Genomic DNA, 24,277 nt, shown 5'->3' with positions numbered 1-24,277 from the left:
TATTGTCGGTGCCCGCCGCTAACTTGAAAACATGCGGTTACTCCATACCTCGGACTGGCACCTTGGCCGGTCGTTCCACGGCGTTGGCATGCTTGATGCCCAACGGGACTTCGTCGACCAACTCGTGGCCTGTGTGCAGGAACGCTCCGTCAACGTCGTCCTGATCGCAGGCGACGTCTACGATCGCGCCCTGCCCGGGCTGGACGTCGTGAAACTCCTGGACGACGCCCTCGTCCGGATCACCGCTGCCGGTGCCCAAGTGGTCCTGACCAGCGGGAACCACGATTCCGCGATCCGCCTTGGCTTTGCGTCCCGGCTGCTGGAGCGCGGCGGCGTGTACCTGCGCACGCGTGTGCAGGATCTCGATGTCCCGGTGCTGCTGCCCCTTGACGGCGGTAGCCAGGGGACCGGCAGCCAGAAGCCCGACGCCGGAAGTCCGGCAGGTCCAGCCGTTCTGGCGGTCTACGGCATCCCGTATCTGGAACCGCGGCTCGTCGCTGAGGAACTGGGTGTGGACACGGCCAGCCATTTCGAGGTCACCAAGGCCGCCGTCAGGCGGATCCGCGAGGACATCCGGCAGCGCAGCGCGGACGGAGCCATCCACTCGGTGGTGCTGGCACACACCTTTGCCAGCGGCGGCATCACTTCGGACAGTGAGCGGGATTTGAGCATCGGCGGGCTGGGCGCGGTGCCGCTGGACCTCTTTGCCGACTTTGGGTACACCGCGCTCGGCCACCTGCACGGACGTCAGGAGCTGGCGCCCAACGTCCGGTACTCGGGCTCCCCACTGGCCTACTCCTTCTCAGAAGCAACGCACCGCAAGGGGGCCTGGCTGCTCGACGTGGACGAGTCAGGCATCGGCGCCGTGGAGGAAATCTTCTGGGACGCGCCCAGGACACTCGCGGTACTCCGTGGAAAGCTCACCGGGCTGCTGGACTCCGAAGAGCACGCGTGGGCCGAGTCCGCCTACTGCCAGATCACGCTCACGGATTCCCAGCGGCCGGCGCAGGCCATGGAGCAGCTCCGCGCCCGCTTCCCGGACACCCTGGTCCTCGCCTTCGATCCTGAAGGCGCCCAGGCCCGCAGCAAGAAGAGCTACAGCTCCCGGATGGCTGAAGCCGTGGACGACCTCGGCGTCTGCTGCGGATTCCTGGACCACGTCCGGGGCCGCAGCGCCGGGGAAACCGAGCAAACCGCGCTCCGCGAGGCCCTCGAGGCCGTGCGCGTGGAAGGGGCGGAACTGTGAGAATCCACCGCCTCGAAATCGAAGCGTTCGGCCCCTTCGCCGGGCTCCAGGAGATCGACTTCGACCAGCTCGGTGCCCAGGGACTGTTCCTCCTGAACGGGGCCACCGGCGCAGGCAAGACCAGCATTCTGGACGCCATCTGCTTCGCGCTCTACGGTTCGGTCCCCGGCGCCCGGCAGGATGGCAAGCGCCTCCGCAGCGACCACGCAGCTCCGGCCGCCGAACCCCGCGTGGTGTGCGAATTCTCCGCCCGCGGCCGCCGCTTCGAGGTCAGCCGTTCCCCGGCCTGGGAGCGGCCCACCGCCCGCGGCAAGAACGGCTTCACCACGCAGCAGGCCAAGACGCTGCTGCGGGAACGGGTGGGCGGCGCCTGGATCGACAAGTCCTCCCGCAATGACGAGGCCGGAGCCGAACTCAGCGACGTCCTGGGCATGGACCGTGAGCAGTTCACCCGGGTAGTCATGCTGCCTCAAGGAGACTTCGCCGCGTTCCTGCGATCCAAGGCCGGGGAACGGCTGGACCTGCTGCAAAGGCTTTTCGGCACCCAGCGCTTCGAGGCCATCGAGCAGCAGCTCTCCCGGCAGGCGGCCGCCGCACGTTCCAAAGCGGACGGCAATGACGCCGGCCTCGAGCTGCTGCTGGGCCGGGCCAGGGCCGAGCACGCCCAGTTGGGTCTGCGCCCTCTGGTTGCGGAACACAGCCTGGGTGCGGGACCCGGCGACGGGCCTGGAACATCAGGTGGGGCCCCGTCGGGCACGGCCTCATCGGGTGCGGCAGCTGCGGAGGAACCCGAGGCCTGGCTCGAAGGCCTTGAACAGGAAGCCCAGGACGAATGGGATCGCCGGCAGGACGAAGCCCGCGCCGCCGAATCCAGCAGGCTCCAGCTCGCCGACATCCTTCAAGGTGCCCAGGAAAGGGCACAGCGGCACTCACGCCTGGCAGCCGCCACCTTGCGCCGGGAGGCACTGGAAGCCGGGGCCGCCCCAGCCGAGGAGAAACGGGACCGGCTCGGCCGGCACCGGAGGGCATCCGTCCTCGGCGGCCACCTCGACGCCGTCGACGCCGCAGCACAGGGAGTGATGGCGGCCGGAAGCCGCGCAGACGAGGCACTGTCCCGCCTTGAGGCGGCGTCGCTCGATGCCGCCCACCCTGCCGCCGCCCTGGAAGCAGTGACGGCCAGCTGCGCTGTTCTGCTCGCGCGGGTTCCGGAGGAACAGAAGCTGGAGGACATCGCCGCGCAATTGCTGGCGCTCAGGGAAGAATCGGCGGAACGGCAGGCAGCCTCCGAGGCGGCAGCGGCACGACTCGCCGGGCTGCACGCGGAAGAGGCGGCTTTGCTGGCGGCCATGGAGCCGCTCCACTCGGTGGCCGCAACCCTGGCGGAACGGGAACGTGGGCTTGGCGCAGCCGAAGAACTGGTAGACACCATCGCCAAGCATGGATCCGCGGGGTCAGTCCTGGCTGAAGCCACGGAGCAGCACGGACTGGCCAAGGCGGAATCCCTCGATCTGCGCCAGGCATGGCTGGAACTGCGCGAGGCCCGGCTCACCAACGCTGCCGCCGAACTGGCCGCGGAGCTGAAAGAGGGCCAGGACTGCCCCGTCTGTGGAAGCGCCGAGCATCCCTCGCCTGCCCAAGGTGCCAGATCTGCGCTCGCCATTGCCCAGGAAGAGGCGTCTGCACGCAGCCGCTTCGAGGATAGCGAACGGGAGCTCGAGCGCCTGGCAGCGGAACTGTCCGCGGCGGCGCAGGCTGTCGCCGGACTCGCAGCCCGGGGTGGTGCCGCTGACCCGCAGTCCGCCGCAGCCGAAGCCGCAGCCGCTCTTTCCTCGCTGGACACCGCACGGGCCGCCGCAGACACCCTGGCGAAGCTCTGCCAGGAACACGTGCTGCTGCAGGCCGCCGTCGACCGCCTGGAACAGGAACAGCTGCAGGCCCGGACCGACGCCGTCCGCTCGGCAGCTGACGCAATGTCCCTGCAAAAGCAGCACACCGAACTGGAAGCCACCCTCGCCGGACTGCGGGAAGGGTTCCCGTCCCTGCGGGAACGCATCGAATCCCTGTCCACGCAGCGCCAGCTGCTGCAGGCCGCGGTGGCCGCCGCGTCGCAGCTGGAACGCGTCACCGAGACCCTGGACGATGCCGGAAGGGCGCTGCAGAAAGCCCTTCCTGCGGCGGGCTTCGAATCTGCGGACGCGGCCCGCGCCGAACTGCTGGCCCCCACGGAGGTGCTGGACCTTGAGGACGCCGTGGAAGCCTTCACCGCCGAGCGCGCCCGCGTTGACGAGTTGTTCGCGGGGGAGGACCTCGTGCTGGCCGCCAAGGAACTCCGCGTCGGCGACGTCGCCATGTCCGCTGCCGAACTCCTGGATCTGAGGACGGAAGCCGAGGCCGGGGAGGCGGCCGCCCGTGCGCTGGAGCTGTCCTCGGGCCTGGCAGGGAAATCGGTGGCCGCCCTGCGGCGGATCCGGGCCGAATACCTGGACCTCTCGGCCGCCGGGCGAGGACCCCGCGAACACGCACGGCTGCTGGGCGAGCTGGCCGAAACGGCCAGGGGCTCCGGCGACAACAGCTACCGCATGAGCCTGAACAGCTATGTCCTCGCGGCGCGGCTGGAGCAGGTAGCCTTCGCCGCCTCCGAACGCCTCGTGGCCATGAGCGACGGTCGGTACACGCTGCGGCACAGCGACGCGAAGGCCGCACGCGGTGCCAAGTCCGGGCTGGGCTTGGAAGTCGTGGATGAATGGACCGGACAGCGCAGGGACACCTCCACCCTGTCCGGCGGCGAATCCTTCATGGCCTCCCTGTCGCTCGCGCTGGGCTTGGCCGACGTCGTTCAGCAGGAGGCCGGCGGCGTGGACATCGAAACCCTGTTCGTCGACGAAGGCTTTGGCAGCCTCGACGAGCAGGCATTGGAACAGGTCATGGATGCCCTGGAGAGCCTCCGTGACGGCGGCAGGGTGGTGGGGCTGGTCAGCCACGTCTCCGAGATGAAGCAGCGCATCGCCAGCCAGCTACAGGTCATCAAGGGACGCAACGGGTCCACGGTTCGCATCGCCACATCCGCGCTCCCCTGAAGGGCGGGACCGCCCTCCATGGGAGGCTTGCGGCCGTCCGGTAGAATTATGGGGTTACACCGGGTTCCGCGCATCGGGAGGAGGGACGATGCGCAGACTTTAGCGAACCCGGAATCATGAACAACCCTCTGGCTCCACAGAACCCCGCGGCAGAAGCCGCCACCCTCCTGACCGAAGAAGCACCCGGCGCGCCAGCCTACGCCGCAGCACCCGATGCCCCGGCGTCAGCCGCGCCAGCAGCTGCTGCCCTGGCACCAGCTGCCCAACGCAACGCCGGCCGCCGGCCGTCCCGCCTTCCGGGCCGCCTCGCCAGGCTTCCCGAACTGGCCGGCCCCGGTTTCCTGCCCCTTGGCCTTTTTGCCCGGCTGCCGCTCGCCATGCTCACCGTCGGCACTCTGACCCTGGTCACGGCCGTCAGCAACTCCTACGCCATCGGCGGCATGGCCGCCGGCGCCGTGGGCATCGGCTCCGCGCTGGGTGCCCCCGTCCTCGGTGGCCTGGCGGACCGCGCCGGCCAGCGCATGGTGCTGCTGGTCGCCGCCGTCGTCAACGCCCTGGCCGTGGCCGGACTCCTCGCAGCGGCGTACCTGACCCCCGCCTTCGGCTCTGTGGCAGACGCGGCAACCGTACTCGTAGCCGCCTTCCTGGCCGGAGCCAGCTGCCCGCAGGTGGGCCCCATGGCACGCGTGCGCTGGATGGCCCTCACCACGAGGAACCTGGCCAAGGAACGGAACAGCGTGGCGGCCAACCGCGCGGACCTGGACACCGCACTGTCCTACGAAGGCACGGCGGATGAGATCACCTTCGTACTGGGCCCGGCCCTGGTGGGCGCCCTCGCCAGCCTCGTCGCGCCCTGGCTGCCGCTGGCCATCGCCGCCCTCCTGACCATCACCCTGGTTCCCGCCTTCGCCGTCCACCCCACGCAGCTTGCCGTGGTTCCCGCACGCCGCGGCCCGGCCGCCGCCGACGGCCCTGCCGGGAAGGCCGCACGCCGCGCCGGCTGGCTCGTCGTGGCTGTACCGGTCCTCGCCATGGTGTGCATGGGCACGTTCTTCGGTGCCACGCAGAATGCGCTGAACGCCTATGCCGCCCAGTTCGCCACCGCGGAAATCGCCGGCCTGCTGTACGCGGTCATGGGCCTGAGCTCCGCGGTTGCGGCCCTCTCCGTGGCCTTCTGGCCCCAGCGCTTCGGCCTCGCCGCGCGCTGGATCGTTGCCGCCGCCGCCATGACCGCCTTGTCATTGCTGACGGTGCTTCCGGCTGGCATCTGGCCGATGGTCCTGGTCCTGCTGGTGCTGGGCATCCCCGTAGGCCCGGTCATGGTGACCGTCTTCAGCATCGGCGGTGTGGTGGCGCCCGCCGGCCGGATGGCAACGGTCATGACCGCCCTGGCCAGCGGCATTGTGGCAGGCACCGCACTTGGCGCCTACCTGGCAGGCCTGCTGGCGGAGGCCCAGGGACCGGCCGCGGCATTCATGGTTTCCGTGGCCGCGGCGGCAGCCCTGCTGCTGCTCGGTGGAATCGCAGCACTGGTGCTGCGGCGCAGCAGGCACGCCACGCGCTGACGCCACAGCCCGGCACGCGCTCCGGACTGGACCCTCGTGGGGTCTACGCCAGCTGGCCTTCGATCCGGGCGGCGCTCGCCGCCAGGGCCTCGCCGACGGCGGCCTGGTCCTGTTCGCGGCGGATGTAGACGACGGCGATCGCTGCCGGTCGCCCGCCCGGGACATGGATGGGGGCCGCGAGGGAGGACAGGCCGGCGATGACCTCGTCATGGCTGGCGGCGTAGCCCAGGGCGCGCGCCTCGGCGGCCTCGGGGCGGTAGGGGAGACCCGGGGCCAGCGTGCCCCACTCTGCCTCGCTCATGGTGGACTGGATCGCGATCCCGGGGGCGCCCACGTTCACGGGGTGCCGGGTTCCGGGGTGCTGGGCCAGGGTCGCCGCCGAGTGGCGCGGCTCCACGGTCACCAGCGTGACGCAGTCCTGGTGGTCCCAGACCGCCACGAAGGCCGTCATGTTGAACGTGTTGGCGAGCTGGGTCAGCTCCGGCAGGGCTGCGGTCTGCAGATTGCGGGAGACGCCGCGGGCCAGGACGGCCAGGCCGGGGCCAGGCTGCACCCGCCCGGCATCGTCGCGGACCAGCAGCGAATGGTCTTCCAGGGTGCGCAGGATCCGGTAGGCCACGGAGCGGTGGACGCCCAGGGCGGCGGCAAGTTCCGCAATCGTCAACGGGCGTTCGGCCGCGGCGAGGATCTCGAGGGCCTGGATTCCGCGCGAAAGCGTCTGCGACGGCGAGACGGGCGCCGGGGTGCCCTGCAGGCCCGTGTCCTGCAGCTTGTTCGCGGCGCTGGGAGACATCATGCGCTCCATCCTATGTTGGCGGCTTCGGCCGTCTGGACGCGGCGAGTCTTGTGCTGCCCGTCACAAGCGACTATGGTTCTGTATGAGAATTGATTGTTCAAATATAGAACAATCGCCGACGAGGATCAACGATGATAGCCAAGTCCACCCCGCATGCGGAACCCGGCAGCACCAGCCGGACCGCAAGGCCGCGGGCCCACCACTTCCGCGGCAGCCTGGGCCGGTTCGCCACCGGCGTGGCCATCGTGACCTTCGACGGCGCTGCAACTGCAGGCGGCCCCGGCAGGCGCTACGGCATCACCGTCAACTCCTTCACGTCCGTGTCCATGGAGCCACCCCTGGTGCTGGTCGGCATCGCCCGCACTGCCAGGGCCCACGATGAACTCAACGGCCGCCCCTTCACCGTGAACATCCTGGGCGCCGAGCAGCAGCAGCTGGCCATGCACTTCGCCGGCCGGCCCGGCCCTGAGCCGCTCTGGGTGGAAGGCGGCACTGCGCCGCGCCTGTCGAATGTCCTGGCCTACTTCGAGTGCACACCCTGGGCCGCCTATGACGGCGGGGACCACACCCTCTACGTGGGCGAGGTGGCGGACTTCAACTACCGCTCCGGCGACGCGCTCGCCTTCGCCAACAGCGCCTTCACCACCATCCCGGAGAGCCAGCTCGGCATGGAGGATCTTCTGTAGCCACCCGCGGCGCCAAGCCGGGCGCCGCTTCCACGCAATGCGGTTTCAGCGCACCCATCATTGGAGAGAACCATGGGAATCCGGACCGGACAGCAGTACCTGGACAAGCTCAATGCCATGACGCCGCACGTGGTGATCGACGGCGAAATGGTCACCGAGAGGATCGCCGATCACCCGTCCTTCAGGAACGTGGCACGCACCTACGCCGGGCTCTTCGACATGCAGCACGATCCGCGGTACGCGGACGCCCTCACGTATGAATCCCCGACGACGGGTGACCGGGTCAGTGCCTCGTTCCTGGTGCCGCGCACGCCGGAGGACCTGAAGCACCGGCATGCGGCCATCCGGGTCTGGGCCGAGTACTCCAACGGCTTCCTCGGCCGCACCGGCGACTACATGAACGGCGCGCTCACGGCCCTGTCCGCGGCGGAGAAGTGGTTCTCGCAGGCCGATCCGATGTTCGGCGAAAACATCCGCAGGTACTACGAGCACTGCCGCGAAAACGACCTCCTCGCCACGCACACGCTGATCCCGCCGCAGGCCAACCGCTCCGTCTCGGGTTCGGAGCAGCTCGGCGGCCAGCTCTCCGCCAGGGTGGTGGAGGAGCGTGAGGATGGCATCGTGGTCCAGGGTGCGCGCATGCTCGCCACCATCGCACCGATCGCCGACGAACTCCTCGTCTTTCCCTCCACCCTGCTCCGCTCGACGCCGGAGGATGCCCCCTACTCCTATGCCTTCGCGGTCCCCAATGACGCCCCGGGCATGAAGTACCTCTGCCGGACCTCCCTGTACCAGGGGGGAAGCCTCCACGACGAACCCCTTGCGGGCCGATTCGAGGAGATGGACGCCGTCGTCATTTTCGACAATGTCTTTGTCCCCAATGAGCGCATCTTCATGCTCGGCCACCCGGAGCTCTGCAACGCCTTCTATTCGGAAACCGGCGCCGCCGCGCTCATGACCCACCAGGTGCTCACCCGGACCATTGCCAAGAGCGAGTTTTTCCTGGGGCTGGCCTCGGAAATCGCGGCGTCCATCGGCATCGACGGCTTCCAACACATCCAGGAGGACCTGGCCGAGCTGATCGAGACGGTGGAGATCGGCAAGGCACTCATGGTTGCCGCGGAGGCCCAGGCCGCGCCCAGCCCGGACGGGGTCCTGTTGCCGCACTGGCCCACCCTGAACGCCGCCCGCAACTGGTATCCCAAGGTGGCGCAGCGCTTCCCGGCGATCATCCGCAAGTTCTCCGCGTCCGGCCTCATGGCGCTGCCGGGGGAGGCCGACGTCGCCAGCGCCGCACGCCCGGACATCGAGCTCTACCTGCAGGCCAAGACCCTCACCGGCCCGGAGCGTGTCCGCCTCTTCAAGCTTGCCTTCGACGCCAGCATCTCTTCCTTCTCCGGGCGGCAGGCGCTCTACGAGTACTTCTTCTTCGGCGACCCCGTCCGCATGGCGGGGGCGCTCGTGAACAGCTATGACCGCGAACCGGTCCGCGCCCGCGTGCGCGAATTCCTGGAGCGGGACGCGTGACGCCACCCCTGTCGCCCGGCTCCGTCAGGCACAGAACGACGGCGGCAGCCCGCCGTCGTCCTTGTGCCGTCTGTCACATTGCCTGTACCCTCTTATCTACTGACCGTTCTGTCGGTAATTCATCGCGGGACCTCGGCAACCACCACCCCTCACCACTGGAGTTTCAATGACCGCAACTTCCACTGTCGACGCCACGTCGGGCCCCAGCAGCAAGCGCGAAGAGCGCAGGGTCCTGGCCGGCACCCTGGTGGGCACCACCATCGAGTGGTACGACTTCTTCATCTTTGCCCAGTTGACGGCGACGCTGCTGTCCCCGCTGTTCCTGACCCCGCTGGAGAAGTCGAGCCCGGGCCTGGCGCAGATCCTTTCGTTCGCCACCATCGGCATCAGCTTCCTGTTCCGGCCGCTTGGTGCCTTCGTGGCGGGCCACCTCGGTGACCGGCTCGGCCGCAAGGCCGTCCTGGTCATGACCCTGGTGATGATGGGCGCTGCCACGGCACTGATCGGCCTGCTGCCCACCTACGACGCCATCGGCGTGTGGGCCCCGATCCTGCTGATCACCCTCCGCGTGGCGCAGGGCTTCTCCGCCGGCGGCGAATGGGGCGGCGCGGCGCTGATGGCCGTGGAGCACGCACCCAGGTCCAAGCGCGGGCTCTTCGGTGCCTACCCGCAGATCGGGGTGCCCATCGGCATGATCCTGGCCACCGGCCTGCTGTTCTTCCTGACGTCCAGCATGTCCAAGGAAGCCTTCTCCACCTGGGGCTGGCGTGTGCCGTTCCTGCTCTCCGTGGTGCTGATCGTGGTGGGCTACCTGATCCGGCGCGCGGTGGGCGAGAGCCCGGTCTTCAAGGAGATCTCCGAGCGCAAGGCCGCCAGCAAGGCGCCCCTCGGCGAGCTCTTCCGCCACAACAAGAAGGAAGTCATCCTCGCGGCACTGATCTTCATCGCGAACAACGCCGCAGGCTACCTGCTGATCGCCTTCTTCATCTCCTACGCCACCAAGTCGCTCAAGATGCCTGCTCCGCAGATCCTGCTGGCCACCACCATCGCCTCGTTCGGCTGGCTCATCTTCACCATGGTGGGCGGCTGGCTCTCGGACAAGATCGGCCGCGTCAAGACCTTCCTGCTGGGATACGCCCTCGTGTTCGCCTGGATGATTCCGATGTTCGCGCTGATCGATTCCAAGGACATCCTGCTCTACGGCACGGGCCTGTTCGTCCTGACCATCGGGCTGGGCCTTTCCTACGGCCCCATGTCGGCCATGTACGCCGAGATGTTCCCGGCCCAGGTGCGCTACTCCGGCATCTCCATCGGCTACGCACTCGGCGCCATCCTGGGCGGTGCCTTCGCGCCCCTGATCGCGCAGGCCCTGCTGGACACCACCAAATGGTCCGGATCCGTGGGCGTTTACATCATGGTCCTGTGCGTCATCTCCGCAGTGGGCGTGATCCTGGCCAAGGAAACCCGCGGCCGGCCCCTCGGCTACAGCGCACACTAGGCACCTACGTGAGAAAAAGCGGGCACGGACTCCTTGGTCCGTGCCCGCTCTTGTTATGTACCCTGGCGGCCTGAAACGGCACAGAGGCGGCGGCTTCCGTTGCACCGGCATCATGGGTGGTCTTCAACGGTCAGGAGTCTACTGCTGGCTGGGGCCGGGAAACAGGGAAGCCGCGGCACGGTTCTGCGCTGCGACCCGGGGGTAACCTGCATGGCGCGAATGTTGAGCTTCTTGCCGCACAGGTGGCTGTGACAGGTTTGGCTGGCCCCGGTGGGACGGTTATCTCTGGCCCCACTTCGGCTGGTACGCCCGCGGTTCAACCTTGGCTGAACCTAATTCCTTTGTTGGCGTGACGTGAAATGGCGGGAGCGCCGCTCCGGGCGAATTCCGCCCGGACCAAGGTCCCGATTGGAGGAATCCGTGTCAGTTTGCGGAGGACCGGGATCACGCAGACATAGAGCCCGGTCTCGTCGGAGGTCGATCCGATGAGCACGTCGATATGTGGCGCGACGGATCGCCAGGCCTCGTCGCGCTGGTCCTCTGCGGGAAGCGGCGGTTGTCCATACTGGGTGCCGAAGGCCATGCGTCCGCGCAGGGCGAAGCGGCGAGCCGCTCGTTCAGCCGTGGTCTGCAGCTCTAGCAACTCGGCCGCGGAGGCATCGCACGGTAGAGGTCCCGCTGCGCGGACCATCGCGCGTGTCATCCGTGCCCGGTTCCGACTTAGCCTTAGCGGCGCGCTCTGGATGATTGCGCGGTGGAAAAGGCCGGCTGCTCCATCGCTGATCATGAGGTGGGCGATGGCGTCGCCGCCCGCGGACTGGCCGAAGAGGGTCGCGGAGTCAGCAGTGCCTCCAAAAGCGTCGATGTTTTCGTGCAGCCAGCGCAGTGCGGCCAGTTCTCCTGGACTTCGGTCAGTCCTGTCATCGGTGCGGTCGGTGTGAAACAAATGCCGCAGCGAACCTGCAGGGACCTGGCACGGACCCACCCTGCCTTCGAGGTTCTCGCCTTCAGTCCGCACGACTTCCGCCGGATCTTCTCAACCGATCCGGTCAACTTGGGTCTGCCGATCCACATCGGTGCCCGCCTGCTCGGGCACGTTAACTTGCAGACCGCTCAGGGCTATGTCGCGGTCTTCGAGGAAGATACCGTCCGTCATTACCGGGACTTCCTCTCGCGGCGGGGGCCAGGCCGGGCGGTCCGGGATCCGGAGGCCCCGGGGCCTACCCCTTGACGCAGAGCACGGTGCGGAGGTGCTGCACGGCGTCCACCAGGTCCTTCTGGGCTTCCATCACCGAGCGCAGATCCTTGTAGGCGGCCGGGATTTCATCCACGATTCCCTGATCCTTGCGGCATTCGACGCCGGCAGTCTGGGCGATCAGGTCCTTGACCGTGTAGGCCCTTATGGCGGCGTGGCGTGACATGCGTCGGCCGGCACCATGGGCGGCCGACTGGAACGATGCGTCATTGCCGCGGCCGCGGACCACAAACGATCCGGCGCCCATGGACCCGGGGATCAGTGCAAGCTCGCCCTTGCCGGCACGGATCGCGCCCTTGCGGGTCACCAGCATGGTCTCTCCGTCGATGAGTTCCTCGGCGACGTAATTATGGTGGACGTTGATCTCCTTGCCGAACGTGACGCGCGCCCTCCCGAAATGCCGGGCGAACTGCTCCTTCAACAGGCCCATCATGACGGCGCGGGACCGCGCTGCATACTCCTGGGCCCACCACAGGTCATGGCGGTAGGCGTCCATCTGCGGCGTGCCCGCCAGGAACACGGCGAGGTCGCGGTCTGCAATCCCCTGGTTGCAGGGCAGGGTGCGGGCGATCTCCGTGTGGTGATCCGCCAGTTCCTTGCCGATGTTCCGGGATCCGGAGTGCAGGGTCAGCCACACGTGTCCGGCTTCGTCCACGCAGACTTCGATGAAGTGGTTGCCGCCTCCGAGGGTGCCCAGCTGGGCGCGGGCGCGGGACTCAAGCCGTTGGACGCCGCTGTGCAGATCCCTGAAACCGGACCAGAATCTCGCCCAGCCCTGGTCCAGGCCAAGGCGCTTCAGGTCCACCGGCCTGTCGTGCGAGTTGGGGCCCACCGGGATGGTGGACTCGATGGCCAGCCGCAACGCGTGCAGGTTATACAGTTCGGCATCGATCAGGGAGGTCTTGACCGCACTCACGCCGCAGCCTATGTCCAAGCCGACGGCGGCCGGGGCAACAGCCTGGCGCATGGCAATGACGGAGCCAACTACCGCGCCCTTGCCGACGTGGACGTCGGGCATGACACGGACACCGTAGACCCACTCCAGGGACGCGATGTTGCGTATCTGTTGCAGGGCGGCCGGCTCGATCTGAGTCTCAAGCTCCCACAGATGGACCGGGTGTTTCGTGCCGCGCATTTCCACGGGAAACATGGTTGTTCCTTCACAAGCTAGGACGCAGAACGCTCCAGCATCCGGATGACCTCGCCGTCGCTGAGCTGCTCGAAGTGTTCGTAGAAGGAACCCACTGCCCGGAACTTGCCGGGCGTGTGCAGGCACATCACGAAGTCGCAGACGCGGGCCAGCGATTCGTACGCCTCCAGGGAGGCTACGGGCACTGCCGCCACCACGGTGCGAGCGCCGGCGGCCCGGACGGCCTCCACTGCTGCCCGCATGGTTGCTCCCGTGGCCAGGCCGTCGTCCACGAGCACCACGGTCTTACCCCGGAGCTCATGATCGATGCCGGGGTAGCTACCGGCGCGGCGCAGGAGCTCCCCGCGCTCATGGGCTTCCACGGCGTCCAGGGCGGCCTGGCTGATTCCGTGGCGCAGGATGCGCTCGGCAAGGGGCCGGTTGACAAGGCGGACAACCCGGCCGTTGGCCCAGGCCAGCGCCCCGAACGCGGTCTCCTCGCGCCCGGGGATGCCAAGTTTGCGGACCAGGAGGGTGCCGAAGGGCAGGTAGAGTTCCGCGGCGGCGGCCGAGGCCAGGGGGACACCGCCGCGGGCCAGGCCCAGCAGGATCGTGTCCGGGCGCTCGCGGAACTGGGGGAGCCCTGCCGCGAGGCGCCGTCCGGCCTCTGCACGGTCCCTGAAACGCATGCCCATCTGCCCCACTCCCACGTAGTCCGGCGCTATGCCAAGACTATCGTTCCATGCTTGCCGGGTGCTGCCCGCACTGGAACGATTGGCACTGTGAACAAGCCCATCGGTTACTGGCTCAAGCGCCTGGACGCCGCCCTCGAGGCCCAGCTGGACAACACCCTGGCCCGGCTCAAACTCAGCCGGCGCCAATGGCAGACCCTTAACGTCCTCGCCGGGAACCCCGTGAGCCCGGAACAACTGGACGAGGTCCTGCGGCCCTTCTGGGGCAGCGATACGCGGCTGCGGGAACGTGAACTCGCCACCCTGGTGGGCCGCGGGCTGATCGTGGTCATCGACGGGCGGATAGCGCTCAGTGCCCTGGGCCGGGCCAAGCACACCGAGGCGAACCGCCTGGTGGAGGACGCCCGGCGCGACCTCTCGGCCGGAATCGGCATGGACGAGTACGCCATGGCACTCAGCGTGCTCGAACGCATGAGCCGGAACGCCGAGCGGCTGGCCCGCTAGGCCGCCCGCGGCGGCCTACCCGCACGCTCAGACGCCCAGGAACTCCACCGCTGCGTCCTTGAACGCCCGGCTGGTGACCACGTTGGTGTGGTTGCGCCCCGGCACCAGGACCTGCTCCGCGAGTCCGCCGACGCGGCCGGCAAGGGCGGCGAGTTCGGGCAGGGACACAGCGCGTTCGTCCTTATCCCCGGCCACCAGCAGCACGGGCATGTGCGGCGCGGCCTCGGCGGGATCGAACGGCTCGCCCTTGATGGCTTCGATGAGGGACAGCAGGGCAAACAGGTCGTTGCTGGGGACCAGCTGGGCCATCTTCAGCAGCCCCGCCGTCGATTCGTCCTCGATGGGGGTGCCGTCGGCCAGGTACTTCTGCGCGGCCACGAGGTCGAACTCCGCAAGCGGGTCGGCATTGCTCGGCCCGCCCAGGACCATTCGGTGCACCAGCTCGGGCTGCGTGGCGCCGAACTCCCAGGCAAGGCGCGAGCCCAAGGAGTAGCCGATCACGTCAAGGCCCGTGGACGGGTCGCCGTCGCGCAGCGGGCGGGCACCGGCGTCGATGACGATCTGCAGCAGATCCGCACGGATGCGGCTGGGCGAGTAGGAATCCAGGTCCTCCGGTGAGCCGCTCCGGCCGTGGCCGGGAAGGTCAACGGTGATGATGCGGCGGCCCGCCTCCTGGAGCCTGGCGATCCAGCCGGCGTCGGCCCAGTTCAGCTTGCTGGAGGAAGAGAAGCCGTGGATCAGCAGGACGGGGCGCAGCCCGGCGTCGGTGATTGGCTCGTGGACCTCCACGAACAATCCCGGGTCCGTGCCCTCGACGGTGTGGTGGAGTTCCACTGTGTGCCTGCCGGTCATGGTGTCAGTCCTCATCGAGTACGGCGCTCAGGCGGACCCGGCGCTTGGGTGCGTCATCCTTGGGAACAGTGCCCACGATGCCGGCCGTATTGTCCGGAACCTCGAACACTATCAGCGGCTCGCCGACGTTGATCGTGTCGCCGGGCGCCCCGTGAATACGCACCACTTTACCCGCCTGCGGGCTGGGCAGTTCGAGCGCCGACTTGCTGGTTTCGAGCTCCACGAGCGGCTGGTTCCTCTCCACCTGCTCGCCCGGCGAAACGAGCCAGTCCAGCACGGTTGCCTCGATGAGGCCTTCGCCCAGATCGGGCAGGGGGAAAGAGATTTCAGCCACGGCGGTACTCCAGTACGCGTTGGATCCCAAAGAGGATGCGGTCGATGTTGGGAAGGTATTCGTCCTCCAGGTCGCCGGAGGGGTAGGGGACGTCGAAGCCGGTCACGCGCTCCACGGGCGCCTTCAGCGTGTCGAAACAGCCCTGCGTGATGAGCTGGGCGACTTCGGCACCGAGGCCGGAGGTCAGGGGCGCTTCATGCACGACGACGGCGCGCCGCGTCTTCCCCGCGGATGCCACCAATGCGGGGGCGTCGATGGGTTTGAGCCAGCGCAGGTCCAGGACCTCGACGTCGATCCCGTCCTCGGCGGCGAGTTCGGCCACCTGCAGGCAGCGCGCCACCATTGCGCCCCATGCCACCAGTGTCACGTGCCTGCCTTCCCGGACCACCCGCGCTCCGGTGAGTCCAGCCTCCGGTGGCTCTCCCGCATCGGCGGTGCCGGCGTCGGGCGTTTCCGGTCTAAAGGTGACGGGGCCCTTCTGCCAATACCGTGACTTCGGTTCCATGAAGATGACCGGGTCCGGGCGGGAGACGGCGTACTTGAGCAGGTGGTAGGCGTCGTGCGGGTCCGACGGCGAGACGACCTTGAGCCCGGGAACGTGCGCGAATAGCGCCTCCAGGCTTTCGCCGTGGTGCTCGGGGGCGCGGATGCCGCCGAAGCTGGGCACTCGCAGCGTGATGCGCATCGGCAGGGTGCCGCGGCTGCGGTAGTTCATCCGGGCGATCTGGCACACGATCTGATTGATGGCCGGGTAGGCGAAACCGTCGAACTGGACCTCGGGGATCGGGTGGAAGCCGGCCATGGCCAGGCCCACGGACATGCCCAGGATGCCGGACTCTGCCAGTGGCGTATCGAACACGCGGCCTTCGCCGTGCTTGGCCTGCAGACCGTCCGTGATGCGGAAGACGCCGCCCAGCTGGCCGCAGTCCTCGCCGAAGACCACGGTCTTGGGGCTGGCGGCCAGGATTTCGTCCAGGGCCCGGTTGAGGGCCTGCTGCATGGAGAGATGCTGCACTGGCGCTGTACTGGCCGCCGGGCTCGTGGGGGCTGCCGGTGCCGCTTCGCTGGTGGCGGTGATGGTCTCAGACATGTTCGGACTCCTCGCGCCACGCGGCGGCCTGGGATTCAAGGGCGGGGGTGGTTTCCTGGAAGACGAGATCGAACATCTCGGAACCGGGCCGCGGGCCGAGGGCCTCGATCCCGGCGCGGATGGCCTCCTCTTCGTCCTGGGCGGCCTGGTGCGCCGCGGCGAAGAACGCCTCGTCCGCGGTACCGTCGGCCAGCAGCCGGGCACGGTGGCGTTCCAGCGGGTCCTCGCCTGCGTCGGTCCGTTCCTCGTCCAGGGTGCGGTAGCGGCCGGGGTCGTCGGCGGTGGAGTGCGGCCCGCGGCGGTAGGTCATGGCTTCGATGACCACGGGGCCGTTGCCGGAGCGGGCGTGGGCGAAGGCATTGCGGGTGGCCTCGAACACCGCCGCCACGTCGTTGCCGTCCACCTGCACCGCGGGGATGCCGTAGCCGGCGGCCCGGGCGGCCACGGAGCCCCCTGCCACCTGGCGTTCGGTGGGCACGGAGATGGCCCAGCCGTTGTTCTGGATGAAGAAGACCACCGGGGCCTTCATGACGGCGGCGAAGTTCATGGCCTCGTGGACATCACCCTGCGAGGAGGCTCCGTCGCCGAAGTACGTCATAGCGGCGCCCAGTTCGCCGGCAGGCTTTCCGGACAGGGTTTGGCCGTGGGCCCAGCCGACGGCGTGGAGCACGGAACCGGCCACGACCGCCTGGATGGGCGCAAAGCGGGATTCCAGCGGGTTGTACATGCCGCCGTGCCAGGTGGCCTTGTGGGTGGACATGTAGCCCACCATGTCCAGGCCCATGGCCCGGGCGACGCCCATTTCGCGGTACGTGGGAAAGACGAAGTCGCGGCTCTTATCCACCGCGTAGCCGCTGCCCACCTGGGCCGCTTCCTGGCCAAGCTCCGGGGCGTAGCCGGGGATGATGCCCTGGCGCTGCCAGGCGACGGCCGCGGTGTCCAGCTGGCGGACGGCGGCCATCAGGGAGTACAGCTCACGCAGTTGTTCATGCGTGAGAGGAGCCGCGTCGTCGGCTACGAGGGTGGGCGTTGTATCCATGGCTGTGACCCTAGTCACTGGGATTGGATCTGTGCAATAAGCGCATCAAAAACCGCACACTTTGTACAATTTTGGCAAAAGAAAGTGTCCCTCACCAAACAAACTGTGAGGGACGCTTTCGATGTGGTGAACAAACGCTATTGCGCTGCGCTGCCCGCTTTGACCTTGGCGTTGATGAAGCAGCCCACGGCGATTGCGACGATCAGCAGGAAGGTGCCGATCAGCTGCCCGGCGCTCTCCGGGTTGGCGAAGCCCACCACGAAGATCAGGGCCAGCAGGGCCAGCCCGAAGATGGTCAGGTAGGGGAAGCCCTTCATGCGCAGCGGCAGCTCGGTGCCTTCGCGGTCGGCGCGGCGGCGCAGGATCAGCTGCGACACCAATGCCGTGCCCCAGACCACCAGGCAGGTGGAGCCCACCAGGTTGAGCAGCGCCGGCAGGACGCGCTCCGGGAAGAGCAGCTCGAGGACGGTCGCGATGAAGCCGAACGCAACGGAAACGCCGACGGCGGCGGCCGGTACCTTGGCGCCGCTGAGCCGGGACAGGAAGCCGGGGGCCTCGCCGCGTTCGGAGAGGGAAAAGATCATCCGGGAGGCGCCGTAGAGGTTCGCGTTCAGTGCCGAGAGGAGGGCGACGACGGCCACCAGGGTGATGGCGGCGCCCGCGCCCGGGATATTGGCCAGGTCCAGGACGCCGGCGAACGGGGACTTCAGGCCCGCCGAGCCCACGGGGAGCACTGCGGCAATGACGAAGACGGAGCCGATGTAGAAGACCAGGATGCGCCAGAGCACGGTGCGGACCGCCTTGCCGACGCTGTGGGCGGGATCCTCCGTTTCGGCGGCGGCCACGCTGACAATCTCGGTGCCGCCGAAGGCGAAGATCACCACGAACAGGGCCGCCGCGATGCCGCCGATTCCGGCCGGGGCAAAGGTGCCGAAGTTGGCCAGGCCCGGGGAGACGGTGCCGGGCAGCCAGCCGAACAGCAGGGCGGCGCCGATGGCCAGGAAGATCACGATGGCCGCGACCTTCAGGATGGCGAACCAGAACTCGAATTCGCCGAAGTTCTTCACGCCCGCGAGGTTGATGCCGGTGAACGCCACCATGAAGACCAGCGCCAGCACCCAGATGGGGATGACCGGCCAAATGGAGAACAGCAGGCCGGCCGCGCCCAGGGCTTCGGCGGCGATGACCACCACCAGCTGCAGCCACCAGAGCCAGCCGATCGTTGAGCCGGCGGTCTTGCCCATGGCTTTTTCCGCGTAGACGGAGAAGGCGCCGCTGTTGGGGTTGGCTGCTGCCATCTCGCCCAGGGCCCACATGACCAGGATGATCAGGGTTCCGGCGACGAGGTAGGAGATCAGGACGGCGGGGCCGGCGGCTTGGACGCCTGCGCCCGAGCCGAGGAAGAGGCCTGCGCCGATGGCGCTGCCCAAGCCCATCATGGTGAGCTGGCGCGGTTTGAGGGAGTGACCGAGGCCTGTTGATGGCGCGGTCGCCGCGATGGACTTCGTTGTCATGCGTGTCTACCTTCTATGGGTTACATGGTGGGGAGGTCCATGCCGGCCTCATGGGCAATCCGGGTGCGGCGTCGACGGCGCACCCGAAGGCATGGAATAATTCTCGCAGTTTGTAAGATACATCACTTTCTGAGGCTCTGATGTGATGGTCTTTGATCCCAGGCGACAGGAACTTTGATGCTGGTCGATGCACTTGATGCGAAAATTGTACGTTTCTTCACGGACTCGCCGCGAGCGTCCGTGCTGGAAGCGTCCCGGGTTCTGCACGTCGCACGGGCCACGGTGCAGTCGCGGCTGGACCGCATGCTCGAGTCCGGCGTCATCGGATCGTGGGTCCCGCAGCCTGATCCGGCGAGCTTCGGCTTCCCCGTGGTGGCCTTCTGTTCGGTCACCATCACCCAGGAGCTCGGCCATGATGCCATCATCCAGGCCCTGGGGGCCATCCCTGAAATCATCGAAATCCACACGGTGACGGGCAATTCGGATCTCATGGTCCGGATCGCGGCGCGGTCCAATCCGGACATGCAGCGGGTCCTGGACGCCATGATCGCCACCAAGTCCGTGGTGCGCTGCTCCTCCGTGATCGTGTTGAACAGCCACATCCAGGGCCGCACCCTGCCGCTGCTGGAGGCTGCCGCCGGACCAGTGTGACGCGGAGTATTTTGCACTGCATGCGGCGGGTCGTATCATTAGTTCTAGTCAAAGTGACTTTAACTAACGAAGCGGGGTGAACGCCGTGACTGCAGGATCCGCCAATGTATCCGAACGCAGGCTCGCGCCGCCGTCGTTGGCTATTTCCACGGTGATCTTCGCCCTGCGGCCCAGCGAAACATCCGGCCGGCCCACCCTGTGGCTGCCGCTGGTGCAGCGCATCCGCGAGCCCTTCCGGGGGATGTGGGCGCTCCCCGGCGGCCCCCTGGGGCACGACGAATCCCTTCAGGACGCCGCCTCGCGGAACCTGCGCGAAACCACCTCCCTTGCCCCGGAATACCTCGAGCAGCTCTACGCCTTCGGCGGCCTGCACCGCTCGCCGAGCCAGCGGGTCGTGTCCATCGTCTACTGGGCCCTGGTCCAGCCCACGGAAGCCGCCCTGGCCGAGGAATCCGAGAACGTCCGCTGGTTCCGGGCGGACCGCCTTGGCGAGCTGGCCTTCGACCACAACGCCATCGTGGACTACGCCCTCTGGCGGCTGCGGAACAAGATGGCCTACGGCTCCATTGCCTACCACCTGCTGGGGGAATTCTTCACCCTCGCCCAGGTCCGCGAAGTGTATGAGGCCGTGCTGGACCGCCAGCTGGACCCGGCCAACTTCCGCCGCCAAATCAAAGCCACGCCGGAAATCGAAGAAACCGGTGAATACCTGCAAGGCGGAAAACACCGTCCGCCACGCCTCTACCGCTTCACAGGCACGCCCGGCCTCGGGCCAGACAACAGGAGTACACCATGAGCAGCGTCAACACTGCCGTCCAGCTGATCACGCGGGAAGAAGCCGAAAAGGGCCTCTCCGCCGCCGGAGCCACGTGCAGCCCTGCCTTGGCCAAGGGTCCCTGGGAATATGACCTCGCCGAATCCCTGGCCGGCGCCCCCGCCTACGGCCCCGGTGCCTCCAGCAGCGACGTGGCGCCCAAGGGAACTCCGCGCCAGGGCCAGCTGCCCGAGGAATACAAGCTCGCCAGCGACGACGAGCTGGACGCACGCATCCGTGCCGCCAAGGAAAAGCTCGGCGACCGCGCCGTCATCCTGGGCCACTTCTACCAGCGCGACGAAGTCATCCAGTACGCCGACTTCGTGGGCGACTCCTTCCAGCTGGCCAACGCAGCGCTCACCAAGCCCGAGGCCCAGGCCATCATCTTCTGCGGCGTGCACTTCATGGCCGAAACCGCGGACATCCTCTCCACCCCGGAACAGGCCGTGATCCTGCCCAACCTCGCCGCCGGCTGCTCCATGGCGGACATGGCGGACACCGACTCCGTGGAGGAATGCTGGGAACAGCTCGAAGAGATCTTCGGCACCGAGCCCGACGCCGACGGCCGAGTCCCCGTCATCCCGGTCACCTACATGAACTCCTCCGCCGCCCTGAAGGCCTTCTGCGGCCGCAACGGCGGCATCGTCTGCACTTCCTCCAACGCCAAGGTGGTGCTGGAATGGGCCTTTGAACGGGGTCAGCGCGTCCTGTTCTTCCCCGACCAGCACCTGGGCCGCAACACCGCCAAGGCCATGGGCGTGCCGCTGGAGCAGATGCCCATGTGGAACCCGCGCAAGGAACTGGGCGGCAACGACGAACAGGCGCTGCTCGATTCCCGCGTCATCCTCTGGCACGGCTTCTGCTCGGTGCACAAGCGCTTCAACGTGGGCCAGATCGAAAAGGCCCGCGCCGAGTTCCCCGGCGTCAACGTGATCGTGCACCCCGAATGCCCCATGGAGGTGGTGGACGCCGCCGATTCCGCCGGTTCCACCGACTTCATCAAGAAGGCCATCGCCGCGGCCACCGAGCCCACCACGTTCGCCATCGGCACCGAGATCAACATGGTGAACCGCCTGGCCGCCGAAAACCCACAGCACACCATCTTCTGCCTGGACCCGGTCATCTGCCCCTGTTCCACCATGTACCGCATTCACCCCGGCTACCTCGCCTGGGTCCTGGAGGAACTCGTCGAAGGACGCATCGTCAACCGCATCACCGTCGACGACTCGGTGCAGGACAACGCCAAGATCGCGCTGGAGCGCATGCTGGCATCCCGCCCGCTGTAGCGCCACCCACCCAGCTGACCCGGCCCTTCAGGCCATCGCCGAAATGAGCCCCACATGACCACAGAAAGCCTTGCGGACAGCCCACAGCGTCCGCGGCTGATCGTCGTCGGGAGCGGTATTGCGGGGCTGTACTCCGCGCTGCTTGCCGCCGACGCCGGCGCCGAGGTGGTGCTGCTGAGCAAGGGCGCCCTCGCGGACAGCAACACCTACTACGCCCAGGGCGGCATCTCCGCGGTCCTGGACGAGCCCGCGCCGGGAGACACCGTGGCCGCGCACATCGCGGACACCCTCAAGGCCGGGGCCGGGCACTGCGACGAGGCCGCCGTCCGTGTGCTCTGCACGGAGGCGCGCCTGGACATTGCGGGCCTGGAGCGCTTCGGCGTGCGCTTCGACATGGACGACGACGGCGACCCCTCGCTGGGGCTCGAAGCCGCCCACTCTGCGCCGCGCATCCTGCACGCCGGCGGAGACGCCACCGGCGCGGGCGTGGCCCGGGCACTCATCCGGACCGTCCTGGACGCCCAGGCCGCGGACAGGATCCAGGTGATCGGGCACGCCCAGGTCACATCCCTGGCGCAGGACGAGGGCCGCGTGGTGGGCGTCACCTTCCTCCACGACGGACGGGAGCTGGGCATCCACGCCGACGCCGTGCTGCTCGCCACCGGGGGAGCGGGACAGCTGTTCGCGCAGACCACCAACCCCGCCGTGGCCACCGCTGACGGGCTCGCGCTCGCCTGGCGGGCCGGAGCCGCGGTGGCGGACCTGGAGTTCTTCCAGTTCCACCCCACCTGCATGGTCCTGCACGCCGATGCCTTGGAAGCCGCAGGCAACGATGCCGAGCCGCTGCTCATCTCCGAAGCCGTCCGCGGCGAAGGAGCCATCCTGCTGGACGCCAACGGCGAACGCTTCATGCCCGCCTACCACCCGGACGCCGAACTCGCCCCGCGCGACGTCGTCTCCCGCAGCATCGCCCTGCACCTCGCCACGCTCGGCGACCCCAACGGCCACGTCTTCCTCGACGCCATGGCGGTGGAGGCCAGGCATGGCCAGGGCTTCCTCGAAAAGCGTTTCCCCACCATCAGCGAACGCACCCGCCAGGCCGGCGTCGACTGGACCCGGGAACTGGTTCCCGTTGCCCCGGCGGCGCACTACTGGATGGGCGGCGTGGTGACGGACCTCCACGGCCGGACCTCGGTGCCTGGGCTGCTGGCCGCCGGCGAGGTTGCGTGCACCGGCGTGCAGGGAGCGAACCGGCTGGCGAGCAACTCGCTCCTTGAAGGACTCGTCTTCGGACGGCGGGCTGTTGCTGCTTTCCTTGACGGCAGTTCCACAGATCCCTCGGCGCCTGCGCTCCCGCCTCGTACCGGCGATCGCCTCGCAAGCTCGGCGGCCGGTTCGGGCGATCACGCGACAACGGCGCTTTCGGGACCTCTGGAACTGCCGGGGGTATTCGACGACGCCGCCGCCCCGAGTGCGTGGGAGTTTGACGCCGTTCCGAGGCCTGGTGAAGTCTCGTTGGCTGAGCCGGAGCAGTTTTCCCGGGCCGCTCTTCGTCGGCTGATGACTGCCAAGGCCGGCGTGATCCGTGACGGAGGGTTGTTGGCCGAAGCTGCGGAAGCTCTTGGGTTTTGGGAGGGGGAGGTGCTTCCTGAGAGCGTGCCTGACTCCTTGGATCCCCGGGAGCACGAGGATACGAATCTTCTCTTGGCTGCGCAGCTGTTGGTGCATGCTGCCCGGGAGCGGCGGGAGTCCCTGGGGGCGCATTACCGCAGCGACAGCGTGCCGGGAGCGGCCGCCGTCGACGATTTTGACAAGCGTTACACCATGAGCCGGAAAGCGAGCCTCGTCAATGACTAGCCTGACCCTCCCCGCAGCACCCGTCCGGGACATCCTGGAGCGGGCCTTCGCCGAGGACGCGCCCAGCGGCGACATCACCTCCCAGCTGCTGATCCCGGCCGAGGCCCGGGCCACCGCCGTGCTCAATGCCCGCGTGCCCGGCGTGTTCAGCGGCGGGACCGTCTTCCGCGACGCCATGAAGCTCATAGATCCGGAGACGGACGTGAAGTTGCTGCTTGCAGACGGCGAAGCGTTCGACGCCGGAACCCATCTCGCGCGGGTGAGGGGCAGCGCCCGCTCGGTGCTGCTGGCCGAACGGGTCGGGCTCAACCTCGTGCAGCGCATGAGCGCAATCGCCACCAAGACGGCGGAATTCGTGAAGCTCGTCGAAGGCACCAAGGCCCGCATCACAGACACCCGCAAGACCACGCCTGGCCTGCGCGTGCTGGAGCGCTACGCGGTACGCTGCGGCGGGGGAGCCAACCATCGCTACAGCCTCTCCGACGCCGTGCTGGCCAAGGACAACCACCTGGCCGTCATGACCGGCGGCGACCCCGCCAAGCTCACCGCCCTGCTCGCAGCCGCCAAGGCCCAGCTGGGGCACACCACGCACTTCGAGGTGGAGGTGGACAGCGCCGAGCAGATCGAGCCCGTCCTCGCCGCGGGCGTGGACACCATCATGCTGGACAACTTCAGCCTCGACGAGCTCCGTGCAGGCGTCAAGCAGGTGGCCGGGCGCGCCATCGTGGAAGCCAGCGGCAACGTCAATCTCCGCACCGTGGCGGACATCGCCGCCGCGGGCGTGGACGTCATCTCCATCGGCGGCCTCACCCACAGTGTGGCCGCGCTCGACCTGGGCCTGGACGTCGAACTGAGGGCCGGCTGA

At 68.1% G+C, this 24,277-nt stretch carries 22 protein-coding genes; 13 read left to right on the top strand and 9 right to left on the bottom strand.

What is annotated here, in order from left to right; all coding sequences use genetic code 11:
• Nucleotides 1–31: 31 nt before the first annotated feature.
• From NVV90_RS13160 to NVV90_RS13150, 3 genes are all read left to right on the top strand, one after another.
• A complete protein-coding gene (locus tag NVV90_RS13160; protein ID WP_258437727.1) occupies nucleotides 32–1,246 on the top strand; it encodes an exonuclease SbcCD subunit D in 1,215 nt (404 codons plus the stop codon).
• Nucleotides 1,243–4,323, top strand: a complete 3,081-nt coding sequence (locus NVV90_RS13155) for an SMC family ATPase (RefSeq protein WP_258437726.1) — start codon at nucleotides 1,243–1,245, stop codon at nucleotides 4,321–4,323. The genes NVV90_RS13160 and NVV90_RS13155 overlap by 4 nt, the downstream gene beginning before the upstream one ends.
• 116 nt (nucleotides 4,324–4,439) lie before the next feature.
• On the top strand, nucleotides 4,440–5,888 hold the full coding sequence (locus NVV90_RS13150; RefSeq protein ID WP_258437725.1) for an MFS transporter: 1,449 nt from the start codon (nucleotides 4,440–4,442) through the stop codon (nucleotides 5,886–5,888).
• Nucleotides 5,889–5,931: 43 nt separating this feature from the next.
• Here the strand turns inward: NVV90_RS13150 and NVV90_RS13145 are convergent, their stop codons facing one another.
• Nucleotides 5,932–6,681: an IclR family transcriptional regulator gene (locus tag NVV90_RS13145; protein WP_258441166.1), complete on the bottom strand. Its 750-nt coding sequence runs from the start codon at nucleotides 6,679–6,681 to the stop codon at nucleotides 5,932–5,934.
• Between the two features lie 134 nt (nucleotides 6,682–6,815).
• Between NVV90_RS13145 and NVV90_RS13140 the strand changes: the two genes are divergently transcribed.
• The 3 genes from NVV90_RS13140 (at nucleotide 6,816) to NVV90_RS13130 (ending at nucleotide 10,395) form a co-directional block, all read left to right on the top strand.
• Nucleotides 6,816–7,370 (top strand): flavin reductase family protein, encoded by a 555-nt coding sequence (locus NVV90_RS13140; protein WP_258437724.1) that lies wholly within the window; start codon nucleotides 6,816–6,818, stop codon nucleotides 7,368–7,370.
• Between the two features lie 72 nt (nucleotides 7,371–7,442).
• Nucleotides 7,443–8,897 (top strand): 4-hydroxyphenylacetate 3-monooxygenase, oxygenase component, encoded by a 1,455-nt coding sequence (gene hpaB / locus NVV90_RS13135; protein WP_258437723.1) that lies wholly within the window; start codon nucleotides 7,443–7,445, stop codon nucleotides 8,895–8,897.
• A 166-nt stretch (nucleotides 8,898–9,063) separates the two neighbouring features.
• Nucleotides 9,064–10,395 carry an MFS transporter gene (locus tag NVV90_RS13130; protein ID WP_258437722.1) on the top strand — a complete coding sequence of 444 codons (1,332 nt, stop codon included), beginning with the start codon at nucleotides 9,064–9,066 and terminating at the stop codon, nucleotides 10,393–10,395.
• 316 nt (nucleotides 10,396–10,711) lie between these two features.
• On the opposite strand, the gene NVV90_RS13125 is transcribed toward NVV90_RS13130, so the two are convergent.
• Nucleotides 10,712–11,260, bottom strand: coding sequence for a carboxylesterase family protein (locus NVV90_RS13125; protein ID WP_258441165.1), 549 nt, complete (start codon nucleotides 11,258–11,260; stop codon nucleotides 10,712–10,714).
• Between NVV90_RS13125 and NVV90_RS13120 the strand changes: the two genes are divergently transcribed.
• Nucleotides 11,150–11,626, top strand: a complete 477-nt coding sequence (locus NVV90_RS13120; RefSeq protein ID WP_258437721.1) for a site-specific integrase — start codon at nucleotides 11,150–11,152, stop codon at nucleotides 11,624–11,626. The two genes, NVV90_RS13125 and NVV90_RS13120, sit on opposite strands and share 111 nt — an antisense overlap.
• Here the strand turns inward: NVV90_RS13120 and NVV90_RS13115 are convergent.
• Both NVV90_RS13115 and NVV90_RS13110 read right to left on the bottom strand, forming a co-directional pair.
• Nucleotides 11,616–12,800, bottom strand: coding sequence for an RtcB family protein (locus tag NVV90_RS13115; protein ID WP_258437720.1), 1,185 nt, complete (start codon nucleotides 12,798–12,800; stop codon nucleotides 11,616–11,618). The two genes, NVV90_RS13120 and NVV90_RS13115, sit on opposite strands and share 11 nt — an antisense overlap.
• Before the next feature lie 17 nt (nucleotides 12,801–12,817).
• Entirely contained in the window at nucleotides 12,818–13,474 is a 657-nt protein-coding gene (locus NVV90_RS13110) for a phosphoribosyltransferase (protein ID WP_258437719.1), read from the bottom strand.
• An 87-nt stretch (nucleotides 13,475–13,561) separates the two neighbouring features.
• Here NVV90_RS13110 and NVV90_RS13105 point away from each other — a divergent pair, with 87 nt between their 5' ends.
• Nucleotides 13,562–13,975 carry a MarR family transcriptional regulator gene (locus tag NVV90_RS13105; RefSeq protein WP_258437718.1) on the top strand — a complete coding sequence of 138 codons (414 nt, stop codon included), beginning with the start codon at nucleotides 13,562–13,564 and terminating at the stop codon, nucleotides 13,973–13,975.
• A gap of 27 nt (nucleotides 13,976–14,002) precedes the next feature.
• Here the strand turns inward: NVV90_RS13105 and NVV90_RS13100 are convergent, their stop codons facing one another.
• The 5 genes from NVV90_RS13100 to NVV90_RS13080 all read right to left on the bottom strand — a co-directional run bounded on the left by NVV90_RS13100 (nucleotide 14,003) and on the right by NVV90_RS13080 (nucleotide 18,804).
• Nucleotides 14,003–14,827, bottom strand: coding sequence for an alpha/beta fold hydrolase (locus NVV90_RS13100; protein WP_258437717.1), 825 nt, complete (start codon nucleotides 14,825–14,827; stop codon nucleotides 14,003–14,005).
• A 4-nt stretch (nucleotides 14,828–14,831) separates the two neighbouring features.
• Entirely contained in the window at nucleotides 14,832–15,161 is a 330-nt protein-coding gene (locus tag NVV90_RS13095; RefSeq protein WP_258437715.1) for a biotin/lipoyl-containing protein, read from the bottom strand.
• Nucleotides 15,154–16,251 carry an alpha-ketoacid dehydrogenase subunit beta gene (locus NVV90_RS13090; RefSeq protein ID WP_396125305.1) on the bottom strand — a complete coding sequence of 366 codons (1,098 nt, stop codon included), beginning with the start codon at nucleotides 16,249–16,251 and terminating at the stop codon, nucleotides 15,154–15,156. Before NVV90_RS13090 ends, NVV90_RS13095 begins: the two co-directional genes overlap by 8 nt.
• A complete protein-coding gene (locus tag NVV90_RS13085; RefSeq protein WP_258437714.1) occupies nucleotides 16,244–17,290 on the bottom strand; it encodes a thiamine pyrophosphate-dependent enzyme in 1,047 nt (348 codons plus the stop codon). Before NVV90_RS13085 ends, NVV90_RS13090 begins: the two co-directional genes overlap by 8 nt.
• Before the next feature lie 137 nt (nucleotides 17,291–17,427).
• Nucleotides 17,428–18,804 carry an amino acid permease gene (locus NVV90_RS13080; protein ID WP_258437713.1) on the bottom strand — a complete coding sequence of 459 codons (1,377 nt, stop codon included), beginning with the start codon at nucleotides 18,802–18,804 and terminating at the stop codon, nucleotides 17,428–17,430.
• A 177-nt stretch (nucleotides 18,805–18,981) separates the two neighbouring features.
• Here NVV90_RS13080 and NVV90_RS13075 point away from each other — a divergent pair, with 177 nt between their 5' ends.
• The 5 genes from NVV90_RS13075 to nadC all read left to right on the top strand — a co-directional run bounded on the left by NVV90_RS13075 (nucleotide 18,982) and on the right by nadC (nucleotide 24,277).
• On the top strand, nucleotides 18,982–19,455 hold the full coding sequence (locus NVV90_RS13075; protein WP_258437712.1) for an Lrp/AsnC family transcriptional regulator: 474 nt from the start codon (nucleotides 18,982–18,984) through the stop codon (nucleotides 19,453–19,455).
• 76 nt (nucleotides 19,456–19,531) lie between these two features.
• Nucleotides 19,532–20,251, top strand: coding sequence for an NUDIX hydrolase (locus tag NVV90_RS13070; protein ID WP_258437711.1), 720 nt, complete (start codon nucleotides 19,532–19,534; stop codon nucleotides 20,249–20,251).
• Nucleotides 20,248–21,555, top strand: coding sequence for a quinolinate synthase NadA (gene nadA / locus NVV90_RS13065; protein ID WP_258437710.1), 1,308 nt, complete (start codon nucleotides 20,248–20,250; stop codon nucleotides 21,553–21,555). Before NVV90_RS13070 ends, nadA begins: the two co-directional genes overlap by 4 nt.
• 54 nt (nucleotides 21,556–21,609) lie before the next feature.
• A complete protein-coding gene (gene nadB / locus NVV90_RS13060) occupies nucleotides 21,610–23,412 on the top strand; it encodes an L-aspartate oxidase (RefSeq protein WP_258437709.1) in 1,803 nt (600 codons plus the stop codon).
• Entirely contained in the window at nucleotides 23,405–24,277 is an 873-nt protein-coding gene (gene nadC, locus NVV90_RS13055) for a carboxylating nicotinate-nucleotide diphosphorylase (protein WP_258437708.1), read from the top strand. Before nadB ends, nadC begins: the two co-directional genes overlap by 8 nt.

Origin of the sequence: Arthrobacter sp. CJ23, from assembly GCF_024741795.1 — a bacterium.
Classification (GTDB): domain Bacteria; phylum Actinomycetota; class Actinomycetes; order Actinomycetales; family Micrococcaceae; genus Arthrobacter.
The sequence above is the reverse complement of the archived record's forward strand: the minus strand, read 5'-3'. Positions and strand labels throughout refer to the sequence as shown.

What these genes read in the sequence shown, in the direction of transcription:
- NVV90_RS13130 (WP_258437722.1), top strand. Translation starts at nt 9,064, where the DNA reads ATGACCGCAACTTCCACTGTCGACGCCACGTCGGGCCCCAGCAGCAAG.
- NVV90_RS13090 (WP_396125305.1), bottom strand. Translation starts at nt 16,251, where the DNA reads ATGTCTGAGACCATCACCGCCACCAGCGAAGCGGCACCGGCAGCCCCC.
- NVV90_RS13075 (WP_258437712.1), top strand. Translation starts at nt 18,982, where the DNA reads ATGCTGGTCGATGCACTTGATGCGAAAATTGTACGTTTCTTCACGGAC.
- NVV90_RS13080 (WP_258437713.1), bottom strand. Translation starts at nt 18,804, where the DNA reads ATGACAACGAAGTCCATCGCGGCGACCGCGCCATCAACAGGCCTCGGT.
- NVV90_RS13145 (WP_258441166.1), bottom strand. Translation starts at nt 6,681, where the DNA reads ATGTCTCCCAGCGCCGCGAACAAGCTGCAGGACACGGGCCTGCAGGGC.
- NVV90_RS13115 (WP_258437720.1), bottom strand. Translation starts at nt 12,800, where the DNA reads ATGTTTCCCGTGGAAATGCGCGGCACGAAACACCCGGTCCATCTGTGG.
- nadA (WP_258437710.1), top strand. Translation starts at nt 20,248, where the DNA reads ATGAGCAGCGTCAACACTGCCGTCCAGCTGATCACGCGGGAAGAAGCC.
- NVV90_RS13140 (WP_258437724.1), top strand. Translation starts at nt 6,816, where the DNA reads ATGATAGCCAAGTCCACCCCGCATGCGGAACCCGGCAGCACCAGCCGG.
- NVV90_RS13110 (WP_258437719.1), bottom strand. Translation starts at nt 13,474, where the DNA reads ATGGGCATGCGTTTCAGGGACCGTGCAGAGGCCGGACGGCGCCTCGCG.
- NVV90_RS13150 (WP_258437725.1), top strand. Translation starts at nt 4,440, where the DNA reads ATGAACAACCCTCTGGCTCCACAGAACCCCGCGGCAGAAGCCGCCACC.
- NVV90_RS13100 (WP_258437717.1), bottom strand. Translation starts at nt 14,827, where the DNA reads ATGACCGGCAGGCACACAGTGGAACTCCACCACACCGTCGAGGGCACG.
- NVV90_RS13160 (WP_258437727.1), top strand. Translation starts at nt 32, where the DNA reads ATGCGGTTACTCCATACCTCGGACTGGCACCTTGGCCGGTCGTTCCAC.
- nadC (WP_258437708.1), top strand. Translation starts at nt 23,405, where the DNA reads ATGACTAGCCTGACCCTCCCCGCAGCACCCGTCCGGGACATCCTGGAG.
- NVV90_RS13085 (WP_258437714.1), bottom strand. Translation starts at nt 17,290, where the DNA reads ATGGATACAACGCCCACCCTCGTAGCCGACGACGCGGCTCCTCTCACG.
- nadB (WP_258437709.1), top strand. Translation starts at nt 21,610, where the DNA reads ATGACCACAGAAAGCCTTGCGGACAGCCCACAGCGTCCGCGGCTGATC.
- hpaB (WP_258437723.1), top strand. Translation starts at nt 7,443, where the DNA reads ATGGGAATCCGGACCGGACAGCAGTACCTGGACAAGCTCAATGCCATG.